General features: G+C 64.0%; 16 protein-coding genes. 9 read left to right on the forward strand and 7 right to left on the reverse strand.

Annotated elements, in window-relative coordinates; all coding sequences use genetic code 11:
• The first annotated feature begins 346 nt into the window (after positions 1 to 346).
• From ACFWXH_RS14985 to ACFWXH_RS15020, 8 genes are all read left to right on the forward strand, one after another.
• Positions 347 to 1,108, forward strand: coding sequence for a DeoR/GlpR family DNA-binding transcription regulator (locus ACFWXH_RS14985; protein ID WP_379121489.1), 762 nt, complete (start codon positions 347 to 349; stop codon positions 1,106 to 1,108).
• A 212-nt stretch (positions 1,109 to 1,320) separates the two neighbouring features.
• Positions 1,321 to 1,413, forward strand: a complete 93-nt coding sequence (kdpF, locus tag ACFWXH_RS14990; protein WP_244483472.1) for a K(+)-transporting ATPase subunit F — start codon at positions 1,321 to 1,323, stop codon at positions 1,411 to 1,413.
• A gap of 26 nt (positions 1,414 to 1,439) precedes the next feature.
• Entirely contained in the window at positions 1,440 to 3,149 is a 1,710-nt protein-coding gene (kdpA, locus tag ACFWXH_RS14995) for a potassium-transporting ATPase subunit KdpA (RefSeq protein WP_379121491.1), read from the forward strand.
• Between the two features lie 113 nt (positions 3,150 to 3,262).
• A complete protein-coding gene (gene kdpB / locus ACFWXH_RS15000) occupies positions 3,263 to 5,302 on the forward strand; it encodes a potassium-transporting ATPase subunit KdpB (protein WP_379121493.1) in 2,040 nt (679 codons plus the stop codon).
• A 2-nt stretch (positions 5,303 to 5,304) separates the two neighbouring features.
• Positions 5,305 to 5,874 (forward strand): potassium-transporting ATPase subunit KdpC, encoded by a 570-nt coding sequence (gene kdpC / locus ACFWXH_RS15005; protein WP_379121495.1) that lies wholly within the window; start codon positions 5,305 to 5,307, stop codon positions 5,872 to 5,874.
• A gap of 120 nt (positions 5,875 to 5,994) precedes the next feature.
• On the forward strand, positions 5,995 to 8,691 hold the full coding sequence (locus ACFWXH_RS15010; protein ID WP_379121497.1) for a DUF4118 domain-containing protein: 2,697 nt from the start codon (positions 5,995 to 5,997) through the stop codon (positions 8,689 to 8,691).
• The gene (locus ACFWXH_RS15015) at positions 8,688 to 9,380 is read left to right on the forward strand and encodes a response regulator (RefSeq protein WP_054312533.1); all 693 of its coding nucleotides are present in this window, start codon (positions 8,688 to 8,690) and stop codon (positions 9,378 to 9,380) included. Before ACFWXH_RS15010 ends, ACFWXH_RS15015 begins: the two co-directional genes overlap by 4 nt.
• 48 nt (positions 9,381 to 9,428) lie before the next feature.
• Positions 9,429 to 9,845 carry an NUDIX hydrolase gene (locus tag ACFWXH_RS15020; protein WP_379122220.1) on the forward strand — a complete coding sequence of 139 codons (417 nt, stop codon included), beginning with the start codon at positions 9,429 to 9,431 and terminating at the stop codon, positions 9,843 to 9,845.
• Positions 9,846 to 9,872: 27 nt separating this feature from the next.
• Here ACFWXH_RS15020 and gcvA read toward each other — a convergent pair whose 3' ends face one another.
• Positions 9,873 to 10,814: a transcriptional regulator GcvA gene (gene gcvA / locus ACFWXH_RS15025; RefSeq protein ID WP_379121499.1), complete on the reverse strand. Its 942-nt coding sequence runs from the start codon at positions 10,812 to 10,814 to the stop codon at positions 9,873 to 9,875.
• A gap of 117 nt (positions 10,815 to 10,931) precedes the next feature.
• Between gcvA and ACFWXH_RS15030 the strand changes: the two genes are divergently transcribed.
• Positions 10,932 to 11,111 (forward strand): hypothetical protein, encoded by a 180-nt coding sequence (locus ACFWXH_RS15030; protein WP_054312534.1) that lies wholly within the window; start codon positions 10,932 to 10,934, stop codon positions 11,109 to 11,111.
• A 15-nt stretch (positions 11,112 to 11,126) separates the two neighbouring features.
• Here the strand turns inward: ACFWXH_RS15030 and ACFWXH_RS15035 are convergent, their stop codons facing one another.
• The 6 genes from ACFWXH_RS15035 to ACFWXH_RS15060 form a co-directional block, all read right to left on the reverse strand.
• Positions 11,127 to 11,531, reverse strand: a complete 405-nt coding sequence (locus tag ACFWXH_RS15035; protein WP_379121501.1) for a type II toxin-antitoxin system VapC family toxin — start codon at positions 11,529 to 11,531, stop codon at positions 11,127 to 11,129.
• A complete protein-coding gene (locus tag ACFWXH_RS15040) occupies positions 11,528 to 11,761 on the reverse strand; it encodes an AbrB/MazE/SpoVT family DNA-binding domain-containing protein (RefSeq protein WP_054312536.1) in 234 nt (77 codons plus the stop codon). Before ACFWXH_RS15040 ends, ACFWXH_RS15035 begins: the two co-directional genes overlap by 4 nt.
• Before the next feature lie 101 nt (positions 11,762 to 11,862).
• Positions 11,863 to 12,570 carry an ABC transporter ATP-binding protein gene (locus ACFWXH_RS15045; RefSeq protein WP_379121503.1) on the reverse strand — a complete coding sequence of 236 codons (708 nt, stop codon included), beginning with the start codon at positions 12,568 to 12,570 and terminating at the stop codon, positions 11,863 to 11,865.
• A complete protein-coding gene (locus ACFWXH_RS15050) occupies positions 12,563 to 13,294 on the reverse strand; it encodes an ABC transporter ATP-binding protein (RefSeq protein ID WP_379121505.1) in 732 nt (243 codons plus the stop codon). The genes ACFWXH_RS15045 and ACFWXH_RS15050 overlap by 8 nt, the downstream gene beginning before the upstream one ends.
• Positions 13,291 to 14,253, reverse strand: coding sequence for a branched-chain amino acid ABC transporter permease (locus ACFWXH_RS15055; protein WP_379121507.1), 963 nt, complete (start codon positions 14,251 to 14,253; stop codon positions 13,291 to 13,293). Before ACFWXH_RS15055 ends, ACFWXH_RS15050 begins: the two co-directional genes overlap by 4 nt.
• Complete coding sequence (locus ACFWXH_RS15060; protein ID WP_379121509.1) at positions 14,250 to 15,131, reverse strand: branched-chain amino acid ABC transporter permease; 882 nt, start codon at positions 15,129 to 15,131, stop codon at positions 14,250 to 14,252. The genes ACFWXH_RS15055 and ACFWXH_RS15060 overlap by 4 nt, the downstream gene beginning before the upstream one ends.
• Positions 15,132 to 15,170: the final 39 nt, after the last annotated feature.

Genomic DNA, 15,170 nt, shown 5'->3' on the forward strand with positions numbered 1-15,170 from the left:
CTAATCGTATATGGCGCCAAAGCCCCCTCTCCGTCACCGCTTCGCGGCGCCACCTCTCCCCCACTTTGTGGGGGCGAGGAACCCAAGCTGGATAAACGCCAGCGCCGCCACCGCGATTCCTCGCCCCTGCCAAAGGCGGGGGAGAGGTGGATCGCCCGAAGGGCGAGACGGAGAGGGGGCCTGCAGCACCGCCAGCCGCATCTCCTCACCCTCAAAGTCGAACGACAAGGTTGGATTGTCAACGCAATTCTGTGGCTTTTTATGTTTTTCTGACCGCTTCTGTTGTTTTCGATCCAGCAAAGTCCTACAAATCGGTCATTAGCATACCAGACCAAGCGGGCTCCCAGTGAACCATTCCAAGCGGCACGGTGAAATCCTGCGCCTCCTGAAAGAGGAAGGCACGGTCACCATCGCCGATCTCGCCGAGCGGCTCGATGTCTCGCTGGAGACCGTGCGGCGTGATGTGAAGCCGCTGACCGAAGACGGTTCGGTGCTGAAGATGCACGGCGCCATCAGCCTGCCCGGCATCATCGGCGAAGCGCCGTTCGAGCGGCGCATGCGCGACAATGCCGACGCCAAGCGCGCAATCGCGCGCATGGTGGCGGCAACGATCCGTGACGGCGAGTCGATCATGCTGGACTGCGGCACCACCACCAGCTTCCTCGCCCGGGAACTGCTCGGTCATCGCCGCCTCACCGTGGTGACCAATTCTTCCGACATCGCCCGCACGCTGGCCACCGCCAACGGCAACCGGGTCTACATGGCCGGCGGCGAGCTGCGCAGCGATTCAGGCGCGGCTTTCGGCGTCTCGGCGATCGACTTCGTCGGCCGTTTCAGCGTCGACCACGCCATCATTTCCGCCGGCGCGATCGATGCAGCGGGCGGCGTCATGGATTTCGATCTCGAAGAGGCGGAATTCGCCGCAATCGTGCTGTCGCGCGGGCAACGGTCCGTCGTCATCACCGACCAGAGCAAATTCGGCCGGCAAGGTCTGGTGCGGGTATGCGGCTTTTCCGGCTTCTCCGAACTGGCGACCGACAAAGCACCGCCGGCCGACATCGTCACGGCCCTGGAAACGGCGGGCGCACGCCTGCACGTGGCCGGCTGAACCAGGGCAAACCTGCCTGACGCGATCCTTATCTTTTCTTGATACCCGGCAGATTGATTCCCAATCGATATTTGACCGGCATCGGGAGCATTTTCCGCACTTCTTGAACTGCGGAGAAGCATCGTGCTCGACCTCGCCTACCTTGCCCTTGGCATAGGATCCTTCCTGATTTTCGCGCTCTACGCGCGTGCACTGACGCGGCTTTGAGGGAGGTGATCCTGATGGAAGCCTTACTCGGCCTCGCCGTTGCCGCAGCCCTTGGCGTCTACCTGCTGGTGACGCTGCTGCGGCCAGAAAAATTCTAAGAACATAAGAACAAAAGAGTTCCGCCATGTCTTTGATCGGATGGCTGCAGATCGGCCTGCTTTTTCTCGTTACATTTTTGCTGCTCAAGCCGCTTGGCTTGTTCATGGCAAAAGTCTTTTCCAATGAACGAACCTTCCTGTCGCCCGTGCTTGGCCCTGTCGAGCGCGGCTTCTATGCGCTGGCCGGCGTCGACCCGAAGAAAGAGCAGGGCTGGCTGGCCTATGCGTTCTCGATGATCGCCTTCTCCATTGCCGGCCTGGTGCTGCTCTACGCGATCCAGCGGCTGCAGGCCTACCTGCCTTACAACCCGCAAGGCTTCGCAGGCGTGGCGCCCGACCTCGCCTTCAACACCGCCGCCTCCTTCGTCACCAACACGAACTGGCAGTCCTACGGTGGCGAAACCACGATGAGCCATTTCACCCAGATGGCCGGGTTGACGGTGCAGAACTTCGTTTCGGCCGCCAGCGGCATCGCCATGGCGCTGGCGCTGACCCGCGCCTTCATCCGCTCCAACGCCAAGACCGTCGGCAATTTCTGGGTCGACCTGACCCGCTCCACGCTCTACGTGCTGTTGCCGATCGCCATCGTCATAGCGATCGCCTTCGTGGCGATGGGCTTGCCGCAGACGCTCGACGGTTCGGTGACCGCGACCACGCTCGAAGGCACCAACCAGACCATCGCGCTTGGACCCGTCGCCAGCCAGGAAGCGATCAAGCAGCTCGGCACCAATGGTGGCGGCTTCTTCAACGTCAACGCCGCGCATCCGTTCGAGAACCCGACGGCGCTGTCGAACTATCTCAACATCCTCGCCATGCTGATGGTGACGGCGGCACTTGCCTACACCTTCGGCCAGATGGTCGGCGACCGCCGTCAGGGTTGGGCTTTCGTCGCCACCATCGCGATCCTCCTGATCACCGGCGTCGGCGTCATCTACTGGGCCGAGACGCAGGGCAACCCGATCCTGACCGCGCTCGGTCTCGACAATGCGCTCGGCAACATGGAAGGCAAGGAAGTGCGCTTCGGCCAGGCCATGACCGCAGCCTATGCCGCCGTCACGACCGGCATTTCCGATGGCGGCGTCAACGGCATGCACGGCTCGCTGACCGGCATTGGCGGCCTCATCCCGATGTTCCTGATGCAGCTCGGTGAGGTGCTTCCAGGTGGCGTCGGCTCAGGCCTCTACGGCATGATCGTCTTCGCCATCCTCGCCGTCTTCGTCGCCGGCCTGATGGTCGGCCGCACGCCGGAGTTCCTCGGCAAGAAGATCGAAGGCCGCGAGATGAAATACGCCATGCTGGCGGTGCTCATCCTGCCGCTGTCGATCCTCGGCTTCAGCGCACTCTCGGCCATGCTGCCCTTCGCCGTCGCCTCGATCAGCATGAGCGGCCCGCACGGCCTGTCGGAGATCCTCTATGCCTATACGTCGACGACGGCCAACAACGGCTCGGCCTTCGGCGGCCTGACGGCGAACACGCCCTGGTACAACACCACGCTGGGCATCGCCATGCTGCTCGGCCGCTTCGGTTATGTCGTGCCCGTGCTGGCCATCGCCGGCTCGCTGGTCGGCAAGACCAAGACGACGGCCTCGGCCGGCACCTTCCCGACCCATACGCCGCTGTTCGTCGGCCTGCTCGTCGGCATCATCCTCATCCTGGGCGGCCTGCAATATTTCCCGGCCCTCGCCCTCGGCCCCATCGTCGAGCATTTCGCGATGCTGGCCGGCCAGACTTTCTAGAGCGGAATGCGTTCAAGATGAACGACATTCCACTCTAACCCTTTGTTTTGTCGCATGAACCTTATCCGAAAAGTCTGCAACTTTTCGGGGTCATGCTCTAGAGGACATCCTCCATGTCGACCGCTATCCAACACAAGCTGTTCGAGCCGGCCATCCTGTGGCCGGCGCTCGGGCAGGCCTTCACCAAGCTGGCGCCGCAGAAGCTGATGCGCAATCCCGTCATCTTCGTCACCGAAGTGGTGGCGGCGCTGGTGACGCTGATGTTCCTGCGCGATCTCGTCATCGTCGGCGGCAAGCCGCTGTTCTCCGGCCAGATCGCGGCCTGGCTCTGGTTCACCGTGCTGTTCGCCAACTTCGCCGAGGCGGTGGCCGAAGGCCGCGGCAAGGCGCAGGCCGACAGCCTGCGCCGTACCAAGTCGCAGCTCACCGCACGCAAGCTGCTGTCGGAAGACGGGCTGGACATCGCCAGCATCCCGGCCACCGACCTCAAGGTCGGCGACATGGTGCTGGTCGAGGCCGGGGAACTGATCCCCGGCGATGGCGAAGTGATGGAAGGCATCGCCTCCGTCAACGAAAGCGCCATTACCGGCGAGTCCGCGCCTGTCATCCGCGAATCCGGCGGCGACCGCTCTGCCGTCACCGGCGGCACCCAGGTGCTGTCCGACTGGATCAAGGTGCGCATCACCGCGGCTCCGGGCTCGTCCTTCGTCGACCGCATGATCGCCCTGATCGAAGGTGCCGAACGGCAGAAGACGCCAAACGAGATCGCGCTGTCGATCCTGCTGTCGGGCCTCACCCTGGTGTTCCTGATCGCGGTGACGACGCTCTGGGGTCTCGCCAGCTATTCAGGCACGGTGCTTTCGGTGACGGTGTTGGCGGCACTTCTGGTAACGCTGATCCCCACCACCATCGGTGGCCTGCTGTCGGCCATCGGCATCGCCGGCATGGATCGCCTGGTGCGCTTCAACGTCATCGCCACATCCGGCCGCGCCGTGGAGGCAGCCGGCGACGTCGACACGCTGCTGCTCGACAAGACCGGCACCATCACCTTCGGCAACCGCATGGCGACCGAATTCCTGCCGGTACTCGGCATCAGTGCGGAAGAACTGGCCGAAGCCGCCATGCTGGCGAGCCTTGGCGACGAGACGCCGGAAGGCCGTTCGATCGTTGCGCTCGCCACCGGCGAATTCGGTGCCACTGCGCCGGCCAAGCAGCCCGATGCGATCGTGCCGTTCGCGGCCGAGACCAGGCTGTCGGGTGTCGACCTCGGCGCACGCCACCTGCGCAAGGGTGCGGTCGATTCCGTGCTGAAGTTCACCGGCTTGGACGAGGCCCGCGTGCCAGCCGCCTTCCGGCAGGCGGTGGAACTGGTCGCCCGTACCGGCGGTACGCCCCTGGCTGTGGCGGAAGGCAGCAAGCTGCTCGGCGTCATCCACCTGAAGGACGTGGTGAAACCCGGCATCAAGGAACGCTTCGCTGCGCTGCGCGCCATGGGCATCCGCACCGTCATGGTCACCGGCGACAACCCGGTCACCGCAGCGGCCATCGCCTCCGAAGCCGGCGTCGACGACTATCTGGCCGAAGCGACACCGGAACAGAAGCTCGGCTATATCCGCAAGGAGCAGGAAGGCGGCCGGCTGATCGCCATGTGCGGCGACGGCACCAACGACGCACCGGCACTCGCCCAGGCCGATGTCGGCGTGGCCATGCAGAGCGGCACCCAGGCCGCGCGCGAAGCAGCCAACATGGTCGACCTCGATTCCAGCCCGACCAAGCTCATCGAGATCGTCGAGATCGGCAAGCAGTTGCTGATGACGCGCGGCTCGCTGACCACCTTCTCGATCGCCAACGACGTCGCCAAATATTTCGCCATCATCCCGGCGCTGTTCGTGGTGACCTATCCGGCACTCGACTACCTCAACATCATGCGTCTGACGTCACCGGAATCGGCGATCCTGTCGGCGGTGATCTTCAACGCGCTGATCATCATCGCACTGATCCCGCTGGCACTGAAGGGTGTTGCCTACCGCCCGGTGGGCGCCGCAGCCCTTCTGCGCCGCAATCTCCTCGTCTACGGCCTCGGCGGCCTGATCCTGCCTTTCGCGGGCATCAAGCTGGTCGACATCGCCGTCTCGGCTCTTCATCTGGTGTAATCATGACAAGCTATCTTCGTCCCGCCTTTGTAATGATCGTGCTGTTCACGATCCTGCTCGGCATCGCCTATCCGCTCGCCATCACCGGCGTCGGGCAGATCGTCCTGCCGGCACAGGCAAATGGCAGCCTGATCAGGCAGAACGGAACCGTCATCGGATCCGAGCTGATCGGCCAGAATTTCACCACCGACCGCTATTTCTGGCCGCGTCCGTCGGCGATCGGCAGCACGCCCTACGACGCCGCCAATTCGAGCGGCTCCAACCTCGGCACGACCTCGCAGAAGCTGAAGGACCGGGTGGCGGCCGACATCCAGCGCCTGGGTGGAACCGGCATTGCGGCGCCGGTTCCTGCCGATGCCGTGACGACGTCCGGCTCGGGCCTCGACCCGCACATCTCGCCCGATTTCGCGCACGACCAGGTGGCACGCGTCGCCAAGGCGCGCGGCTTGCCGGAAACGGACGTGGCCAAACTGGTCGACGACACGCAGGAAGGCCGGCTGCTCGGCCTGATCGGCGAACCGCGTGTCAACGTGTTGAAACTAAATCTCGCGCTGGATCGGCTAAAGTCCTAAATCTAGAGCATGACCCCGAACCGAAGGGCCGCGAAGCAAAAAGTTGCAGACTTTTCGGATAAGGATCATGCGTGAAAGAAAAAGGAGATAGAGCGGAATGCCTGCATTCCGCTCTAGCGAATGGCCGATAGCGACCGTCACCGAGAAAAGCGCGCAGATCCTGACGCGCTGCTGGCACTGGCAGGCAAACAGGAACGCGGTCGGCTGACCGTGTTCCTGGGTGCTGCGCCTGGCGTCGGCAAGACCTACGCCATGCTGTTGCGCGCACGCCGCGTGAAGGACGATGGCGGCGACATCCTTATCGGCCTTGTCGAAACGCATGGGCGCAGCGAGACCGCGGCCCTGCTCGAGGGGCTGGAGGTGCTGCCGCTCCGCAGCATCCCCTACCGTGGCCGCGCGATCGAGGAATTCGACCTCGACGCGGCGCTGGAACGCCGCCCCCACACCATCGTCGTCGACGAACTGGCGCATACCAATGCGCCGGAGAGCCGCCACCCCAAGCGCTATCAGGACATCGACGAGCTTCTGGGTGCCGGCATCAACGTCTGGACGGCGCTGAACATCCAGCATCTGGAAAGCCTGTCGGACGTCGTCACCCAGATCACCGGCGTGCCGGTGCGTGAGCAGATCCCGGATACGGTCCTGAAGAAGGCCGACGAGGTGCTGCTGGTGGACCTGCCGCCGGCGGAACTGCTGGAGCGGCTGAAGGAAGGCAAGGTCTATCTGCCCGCCAATGCGGCGCGGGCGGCGGACTCCTTCTTCCGCCTCGGCAACCTCACCGCGCTGCGTGACCTGGCGTTGCGGCGTACCGCCGACCGCGTCGACGACCAGATGGTCGACTATCTCAAGCAGAATGCCATCGAAGGCCCGTGGCCTTCGGCCGAGCGGCTGCTGGTCTGCATCGGGCCGGATGCGCTTTCCGAAAAGGTCGTGCGCATCGCCAGCCGGCTCGCCTCGGGCCTCAACGCACACTGGATCGTCGCGTCGATCGAACCGGTGGATCGCGCCGTTGCCGATCAAGCCGGCGAGCGCAGGCTGGATGATACTTTCCGCCTTGCCGAGCGGCTCGGCGCGGAAACACGCAGGGTCAAGGGCAGCGATTTCGTCGAGGAGATCCTGCGGCTGGCCAGGCGGGAGCACGCCACGCAGATCGTCATCGGCGGGCGCAGGCAGCCTTTCCCATGGCGCCTGTTCCGGCGCTCGTTGCCCGATGCCCTGATGGAAAAAGCCTCCGGCATCGGCGTCTATGTCGTCACTGGCGACGATACGATGCCGCCGCCGACAACACCGGTGAAGCAAAGGCCGCTGGCGCTTCGCCTCGCCCGCGACGTCGGCGTGGCCCTTGCCACGGTTGCCGCCGCGACCGGCTTCGGCCTCATGATCGGCGAATGGGTGCGGCTGCCGAACATCTCGATCATCTATCTGCTGGCGGTGCTGGTCTCGGCAATCAACAGCGGCTATCTGGCTGCGATCGTTGCCGCACTCGGCTCCGCGATCGCCTATAATTTCTTCTTCATTCCGCCCTTCTACACGCTCACCATCGCCGAGCCGCACGAGGTCTTCGCGCTGTTCGTCTTCCTCGCCGCCGCCATGCTCACCGGCGGCCTCACCTCGCGGCTGCGCGAGCAGGCCAAGGTATCGGGCGAGCGCTCCGTCACCACACAGACGCTCTACGACTATTCGCGCAAGCTTTCGGGCACGGCGAAACAGGACGACGTGGTGTGGGCAACGGTTTCTCAGTTGCAGGGAGCGCTGTCGCGCACCGTTGCGCTGCTGCTTCCCGACCAGGGCGAATTGCGGCTACAGGCATCGTGGCCGCCTGACACCGAGCTCGGTGTCTCGGACATGGCCGCGGCCCGCTGGACCTATGAGAAGAGCGAAGAGGCCGGCAGCGGCACCGGCACACTGCCCAACAGCGCCTTCCGCTTCATCCCGCTGATGAGCCCTCATGGCGTGGTCGGCGTCTGCGGCATCCAGCAGGACGGCGAACTGCTTGAAGGAACCGAGGAAAGGATGCTGAACGCCATCCTCGACCAGTCGGCGGTGGCCATCGACCGGGCGCGCTTGTCCAAGGAAAGCCTCCGGCAGGCCACGGCCCTGGAAGGCGAGCGTTTCCGCTCGGCCCTGCTTGCCTCAGTGTCGCACGATCTCAAAACGCCGCTTGCCACCATCACCGGCGCCATCACCAGCCTGCGCGAACTTGGTGACAGGATGAACCGGCAGAGCCGCGACGACCTGCTTGCGTCGATCGATGAAGAGAGCGCCCGGCTGTCGCGTTTCCTCGCCAACCTGCTCGACATGACACGCATCGAATCCGGCTCGGTAGAAGCCAAGCGCGACTGGGTCGACATATCCGACGTGATCAATTCAACGGTGGAGCGTTCCCGCAAGGTGTTTCCAGGTCGTGCGATCGAAGTGCAGCTCGAACCCGAACTGCCGCTCATCCGCGGCGACAGCGTGCTGTTGGGTCAGGTGCTGTTCAACCTGATAGACAACGCCGACAAATATGGCGGCGCCGAGCCGATCCGCATCTATGCCCGGCGCGACCGCGACGAAGTCACCCTTTCGGTGGTAGACATGGGCAGGGGCATTCCCGAGAAGGACCTCGAGCAGGTCTTCGAGAAGTTCTTCCGGCGCGGCAAGCCGGACGGCCGCGCGCCCGGCACGGGTCTCGGCCTGCCGATCGCACGCGGCTTCGTCGAAGCAATGGGCGGCACCATCAGGGCGGAAAGCCCGGCCCAGAAACGAAAAGGCACGCGCATGATCCTGCGCTTCCCGGTCGAAGACATGCCTGTCGAAGCGGAGACCATGTCGTGAGCGGCTTTCGTGTCCTGGTCGTCGACGACGAACCGCAGATCCAGCGCTTCCTGCGCCCGGCGCTGACGGCTGCCGGCTACGAGGTGATCGAGGCCGGCACCGGCGCCCAGGCGCTGAAGGCGATCGCCACGGCGGCGCCCGACCTCATCATTCTCGATCTCGGCCTGCCCGACATGGACGGCAAGGAGGTGGTGAAGAATGTGCGCGGCTGGTCGGAACTGCCGATCATCATCCTTTCGGCACGCGACCGCGAGAGCGAGAAGATCGCCGCGCTCGACCTCGGTGCCGACGACTATATCGAAAAGCCCTTCGGCATCGGCGAACTGACGGCCCGTATCCGCACAGCGCTGCGACACCGTACCCGCGAGGATGGCGGCGTGACGGAGATTTCGGTCGACGGGCTGCATATCGATACCGTGCGCCGGCTTATCACCCGCGACGAGGCGCCGATCCATCTGACACCGAAGGAATACGATCTCGTGCTGATGCTGGCCCGCCACGCCGGGCGCGTCGTCACGCACCGGGCGCTGCTGACATCAGTCTGGGGTCCGGCCCATGCCGACGACCTGCATTATCTGCGCGTGTTCGTCGGCCAGGTGCGCGGCAAGATCGAGCGCGATCCGTCCGCGCCGGCGATCATCCGGACGGAACCTGGGGTCGGCTATCGCTTCGTCGGGGATGAGACCTGACTGCGGTTGAACTTGTCTCCTCATACCGGTGTGCATACGCTTGTGCCTATGTCAGTCACTCCTGTCGTCACCGTCGGCGCATTCTTCATAAATGACGAACACAAGGTTCTGATGGGCCTTCGTGCTGCCTGGAAAAGTGCCTGGCCGGGGCACTGGGATACCATCGGCGGCCATGTGGAAGCGGGGGAGACCCTGGAGGCCGCGCTCGTTCGCGAGGCGTGGGAGGAAGTCGGCGTGACGCCAACCGAATTCACCTTGTTGGCCTCGGTGGAAGAGCGGCGGCCCGAGCTTTATGGCAGCGCCATCCATCACGTGTTCAAAGTATCCGCGTGGGAGGGCGGTTCTCTCGTTAACAAGTGCGACGAACACACCGAACTTCGATGGTTCGACGTCGCCGAGATGCAAGCGCTCTCCAATCTTGTCGATTGCGATTACCCAGCGCTGGCAAAGCGCGCGGCGAGCTGAGCCGCCCAGGTCCCACAAACCGCAGATTCAGCCCGATGCATGAGCGACTTCGGCAGCGCGGCGGGCTTCGTCACTCTCGTTGCGTGAGGCTTCAACTTCGGCCAGCAGCCACTCGCGAAAAGCCTTGATCTTGGGCACATTGCGCCGCGAGGTCGGATAGACCAGCCAGTAGGAATGGCCGTCGTCGCCAACCAGGTCGAAGGGCTGGATCAGCCGGCCGTCGGCGAGTTCGGCCTGGAAAAGTTCGCGGGTCAGGATGGCGACGCCGTGACCTGCGATCGCGGCGCTTGCCTCATACATCTGGGCACCCATGCTGGAGGCAGTTCGCGAGGCAAGCCCCGAGGCATCGACACCGGCGAGCTTGAACCATTCCTTCCACCAGATGTCGCCTGGATCCAGGATCGGCAGGCGCAGCAGATCCGCCGGCGTGTGCACGCCACCGATGCTTGCAGCCAGAGCCGGACTCAACATCGGCGTGAAATCCGCCGAGAACAGCTTGTGCGTCTCGGTGCCAGCCCATTTACCGCCACCGGAGCGGATGGCGATATCGACATCCTCGCGCGCAAAATCGATGAGCCTGGACGATGTATCCAGACGCACGGCGAGTGAAGGAAAGGTCATCTGGAATGCGCCAAGGCGGCGCGCCAGCCAGTTGGAGGCGAAGGTCAGGATCGTGCTGACGCACAAGACGCCCTCCGCGCCGGAACGCGCCGCCGAATAGGCCTCGCCGATGATGGCGAAGGCATCGGTGATCGCCGGTGCCAGCCGCTGCCCGACCTCGGTCAGTTCGATATGGCGCGGATGGCGCAGGAAAAGCTGTGCGCCGACACGCTCTTCCAGGAGCTTGATCTGGTAGCTGACGGCGGCCTGCGTCATGCCAAGCTCGCGCGCCGCCTTGGTGAAAGACAGATGCCGCGCGACCGCTTCGAAGACGCGGGTGGCGGTAAGGGGCGGAAGTTGAAAGCTCATAGCTATAAGCTGTCTTTATAGGTCATAATCGACGTTCAATTGGAAACAAAGGCGTAACGACACGACATTCTGGCTCAACGGATCAGATGCATTTAGGCATATCGGAGGCGTTCCGCCATGACAACGACACAGCAATTGATGCTTTCGGTTTCCAGTCACCGCTGGCTGTCCTGGCTGGCCGATGGTTTCGGACGCCGTCGGGGCGTGCAGCTCGACGTCAGGGAGTTGTCGCCGCACCTGCGCCGCGACATCGGCCTGCTCGACGGCAACGATCCCTGCGGGCGCTGGCAAAGCTGATTGGCAGGCCCTACGCTACGTGTTCGGAGCAATGAGGGTCAGTGAAGGAAAATAGGTTCGGAAGCGGCCAACGTCGCGCGTCAGAATCGGCTGTTGGGCAACTGCGGCGTGTGCACCGACAAAGAAGTCCGGCAACACACCTGTCCGTGAGCCACCGGCGCGGCGATATTGCGTAAACACCTTCCCCGCAAGGAACAGCGCCTCCCGGGGTATCGATAAGACCTCGAGACCAGCTTCCTCGATGAATGTTTCCAGGTCTTCAATCCGCTGATATCGGACTGCGAGTTCTGCGTAGACGATGTCGTTGATGAACAACGGTCCTTGCAAGCTGCAGGCCTCGAGCTGTCTGACCGACCAGTCAGCCCAATGGGGATCGTTCGTAACCAGGTCGAGCAAGACGTTGGTATCGACCAGCGTCACTCCTCGCCCCGTGTCAGCGCCATGATCGCATCCGTGTCGAGACCGGCTCCGGCATGGCCGCGCAATCTTGCGAACCGACTCGGCGGCCGCTTCTTGTCAGCGCGTGCGATTACCACGCTGCCGTCCGCAGCGCGCTGGAAGTCTACCTTGCTGCCGGGCACGATCCCCAGAAGGTCGCGGACGGGCTTTGGGATCGTAACCTGGCCTTTGGCTGTAACTGTCGTCGCCATCTTCGCCTCGGTAATGATTTATTTTCTAGAGGTATTACCGATCGCGCCGTTTTTCAATCCTACGGCTCGGCTGGTTCCTCCTCTTTAACTCAGGATGAGGCCTACCCAACACCGACATAGCGTTTGACCGCAGCCGGATCGGCACGCAGCGCTTCGGCTGTCATGATCTCGCGGTTGCGGCCGTTCTCGATGAAGGCAACGCGATCGGCGACGGCAAGCACGGCTTCCACCCGTTGCTCGACCAGGATGGTCGACACGCCGAGGCCGCGCAGCTTTGCTACGGTCTCGCGGATCTTGTCGATCATCGACGGCATCAACCCCTCGGTGGGCTCGTCCAGCAGCAGGACCTGCGGTTCCAGGCAAAGCGCGCGCGCCATGGCAAGCATCTGCTGCTCGCCGCCCGATAGCGTGCCGGAGCGTTGCCTCAGCCGTTCGCGCAGGCGCGGAAACAGGTCCAGCACGGCTTCGCGCGTCGCCTGGCCCTTGCCGCGCGCCATCAGGCCGATCTCGATGTTTTCGGCAACGGTCATTTCGGCGAACAGCCGCCGCCCCTGCGGCACATAGGCGACGCCCGCCTTCGGCACCTCGTGCGCGGCCAGTTTCGACAACTCGCGGCCTTCCAGGCTGATCGAACCGGCCGCCGTCGGCACGAGCCCCATGATCGCCTTCAATGTCGTCGTCTTGCCGGCGCCGTTGCGGCCGAGCAGGCACAGGACCTCACCATTGTTCAGCACAAGGTCCAGCCCGTGCAGCACCTGCACTTCACCATAGAAACAATCGAGCCCCTTGATGGTGAGCAGCTCAGACATGTGCTGTCCCCAAATAGGCTTCCTGAACCTGGATGTTGGCGCGGATTTCCGCCGGATCGCCCTCGGCGATGATCCGGCCGGCGTCGAAGACGGTGATACGATGGGCAAGCTGCATCACCACCGGCATGTTGTGTTCGATGATCAGCACGGTGGCATCGCGCGCGATCTCGCGGATCAAAGCGACGAACCCTTCGATCTCACCGTCGGAGAGACCCTGCGTCGGCTCATCGAGGATCAGCAGTCGCGGCTGCAGCGCCAGGCCCATGGCCACTTCCAGTAGGCGCTGGTGACCATAGGCAAGTTGCCCGGCAGGCGTTCCTGCCCGCTCCGCCAGCCCCACCTGCTCCAGGGCTTTCATCGCGCCTTCGCGCACCGCGCCCCTGGAGCGACCGTCGGTCAAGGTGCGCTGCACCGAAAGCGCGACATTGTCGTAGGCGGAAAGATTGGCGAAGACGCTGGTGACCTGGAACGTATAGGCGATGCCCAGCCGCACCCGCTTGTACGCCGGCAGGTTGGTGATGTCCGTGCCGGCGAAATCGATCGTACCCGACGACGGCAGGATACGGCCGCAGACCAGGCTGACGAAGGTCGTCTTGCCGGCACCGTTCGGGCCGATGATGGCTCGGATCTCTCCCGGCATCAGGCTGAAGTCGGCGCCGTCCACGGCGCGCAGGCCGCCGAAATGGCGCGACAGGCCCCTGGTCGTCAGCAATGGCTGGGTCATGGCAGCCACCCGATCCAGCGCCGGCGGACGAAACCAAGGATACCCTTCGGCGCAAACAGCACCAGAAGGACGAGTGCGGCGCCGACGATCAGCAGCCAGGCTGAGGTGTAGCTGCTGGCGATGTCGGTCACATAGTAGATGAAGATCGTACCGACCAGCGGCCCGAGCGTGGTGGCGGCGCCGCCGGCCAGCACCCAGAGCAGCGGCAGGATGGAATACTGCACCGAGGCGAAGTTGGAGCCGACATAGCCGAACAGCAGCGCGTAGGCAGCGCCGGCCGCGGCGCAGAAAACGCCGGACAGCACGACCGCCGCCAGCTTGTTGGCGAAGGTGTCGTAGCCCAGCATGCGCGTGCGCTCTTCATTCTCCCGGATCGCCACCAGGACACGGCCGAAGCGCGAGCGCACGATGGCGAGCGTGGCGAACAGCACAATGGCGAACAACAGGAGCGCTGCGAGATAGCGCACGGCCGGCGCGGTCAGATCGAGGCTCGCTTTGCCGATCGTCAGGACGCGGCTCGCCTGCTGCAGCACCAGTCCCTGGTCGCCGCCCGTCCATTGGTTGAAATAGACGATGGTCAGCACGAAGGCCTGCGCGAACATCATGGTGACGATCATGAAAGCCACGCCCGAGGTGCGCAGCGCCAGCAGGCCGACGACCAGCGACAGCAGCGCGCCGCAGCCGAGACCGGCAACAAAGGCGGCAGACACACCGAAACCGAGATAGGTGATCGCCAATCCGCTGCCGTAGAGGCCGGCGGCAAAGAACATGGCGTGTCCGAGACTGAGCAGGCCGGCATAACCGAACAGGAGATTGTAGCCCATGGCGAAGGTGGCCAGCACCAGGATGCGCGCGAACAGGCCATGGTGATAGTCGGGCAACAGGAAGTTCAATGCGAACAGCACGACCACCACGGCTATGTGCACGCAATAGATCCTCGCCGTCGACGCTTCGGTCATCGGGCCGCCGTTCCGAACAGGCCCTGCGGGCGGAACACCAGCACCATCGCAACCGCCAGCGTCGCGATGAGTTTGGCGAGCGTCGGCGAGAAAAACATCGAGACGATGCCATCCGACAGGCCGATCAGGAGTGCCGCCACCACGGTGCCGCGCAGCGATCCCAGGCCGCCGATGATGACGACGATGAAGGACAGCAGCAGCGGATCCTGCCCCATCAGGTAATGCGCCTGGCTGATCGGCACGATCAGCACCGCGGCGAACGCCGCGAGCATGGCCCCGAGCGCGAAGACGCCGGCATAGACACGCTCGACCGGGATGGCGAAGGCCTGCGCCATTTCGCGGTCATACTGCGTCGCGCGCATGACGAGTCCGATCTTGGTGCGGGTCAGCACCAGCCATGTGGCAACCAGCAGCAAACCGGACGCTGCAATGATCGAGAGCTTGTAGCCGGAATAGCCGAACCAGGGCAGCAGCACGCGATAGCTGAAGGGCGGCGTCACCGGCCGCGCTTCCGGCCCGTAGAGGCTGAGTGCCAGTTGCTGGATGATGTAGAGCAGGCCGATGGTGGCAACGATGGTGGCTTCCGGATCGTAATTGAGCCGGCGCAGCACCAGCCGTTCGGAAAGCAGCGCAATGGCACCAACCACCAGCGGCGCCGCGATCAGCGCCGCCACGAAACCGATGGCAGGATGCGCGCCGAGCGCCGTCGCCACCGCCCATGCAAGCACCGCGCCCAGCATGAAGAACTCGCCATGGGCGACGTTGACGATGCGCATCACGCCGAACACCAAAGACAGGCCAAGCGCCGTCAGCGCCAGCACCGCTGCCGTGACAAGCCCCTCCAGTGTCGCGAGCAGGAGATGCGGTCCGAAAGCCATTCAGGCGCTTGTTCCGGCTTTCGACGACGGCAAGACCAT

Source organism: Mesorhizobium sp. NPDC059054 (assembly GCF_042739215.1).
Taxonomy (GTDB): Bacteria; Pseudomonadota; Alphaproteobacteria; order Rhizobiales; family Rhizobiaceae; genus Mesorhizobium.

Excerpts from the sequence above, each read along its gene's own strand:
- kdpA (WP_379121491.1), top strand. The coding sequence starts at position 1,440 with ATGTCTTTGATCGGATGGCTGCAGATCGGCCTGCTTTTTCTCGTTACA.
- kdpB (WP_379121493.1), top strand. The coding sequence starts at position 3,263 with ATGTCGACCGCTATCCAACACAAGCTGTTCGAGCCGGCCATCCTGTGG.
- kdpC (WP_379121495.1), top strand. The coding sequence starts at position 5,305 with ATGACAAGCTATCTTCGTCCCGCCTTTGTAATGATCGTGCTGTTCACG.
- ACFWXH_RS15010 (WP_379121497.1), top strand. The coding sequence starts at position 5,995 with ATGGCCGATAGCGACCGTCACCGAGAAAAGCGCGCAGATCCTGACGCG.
- ACFWXH_RS15020 (WP_379122220.1), top strand. The coding sequence starts at position 9,429 with ATGTCAGTCACTCCTGTCGTCACCGTCGGCGCATTCTTCATAAATGAC.
- gcvA (WP_379121499.1), bottom strand. The coding sequence starts at position 10,814 with ATGAGCTTTCAACTTCCGCCCCTTACCGCCACCCGCGTCTTCGAAGCG.
- ACFWXH_RS15030 (WP_054312534.1), top strand. The coding sequence starts at position 10,932 with ATGACAACGACACAGCAATTGATGCTTTCGGTTTCCAGTCACCGCTGG.
- ACFWXH_RS15040 (WP_054312536.1), bottom strand. The coding sequence starts at position 11,761 with ATGGCGACGACAGTTACAGCCAAAGGCCAGGTTACGATCCCAAAGCCC.
- ACFWXH_RS15045 (WP_379121503.1), bottom strand. The coding sequence starts at position 12,570 with ATGTCTGAGCTGCTCACCATCAAGGGGCTCGATTGTTTCTATGGTGAA.
- ACFWXH_RS15050 (WP_379121505.1), bottom strand. The coding sequence starts at position 13,294 with ATGACCCAGCCATTGCTGACGACCAGGGGCCTGTCGCGCCATTTCGGC.
- ACFWXH_RS15055 (WP_379121507.1), bottom strand. The coding sequence starts at position 14,253 with ATGACCGAAGCGTCGACGGCGAGGATCTATTGCGTGCACATAGCCGTG.
- ACFWXH_RS15060 (WP_379121509.1), bottom strand. The coding sequence starts at position 15,131 with ATGGCTTTCGGACCGCATCTCCTGCTCGCGACACTGGAGGGGCTTGTC.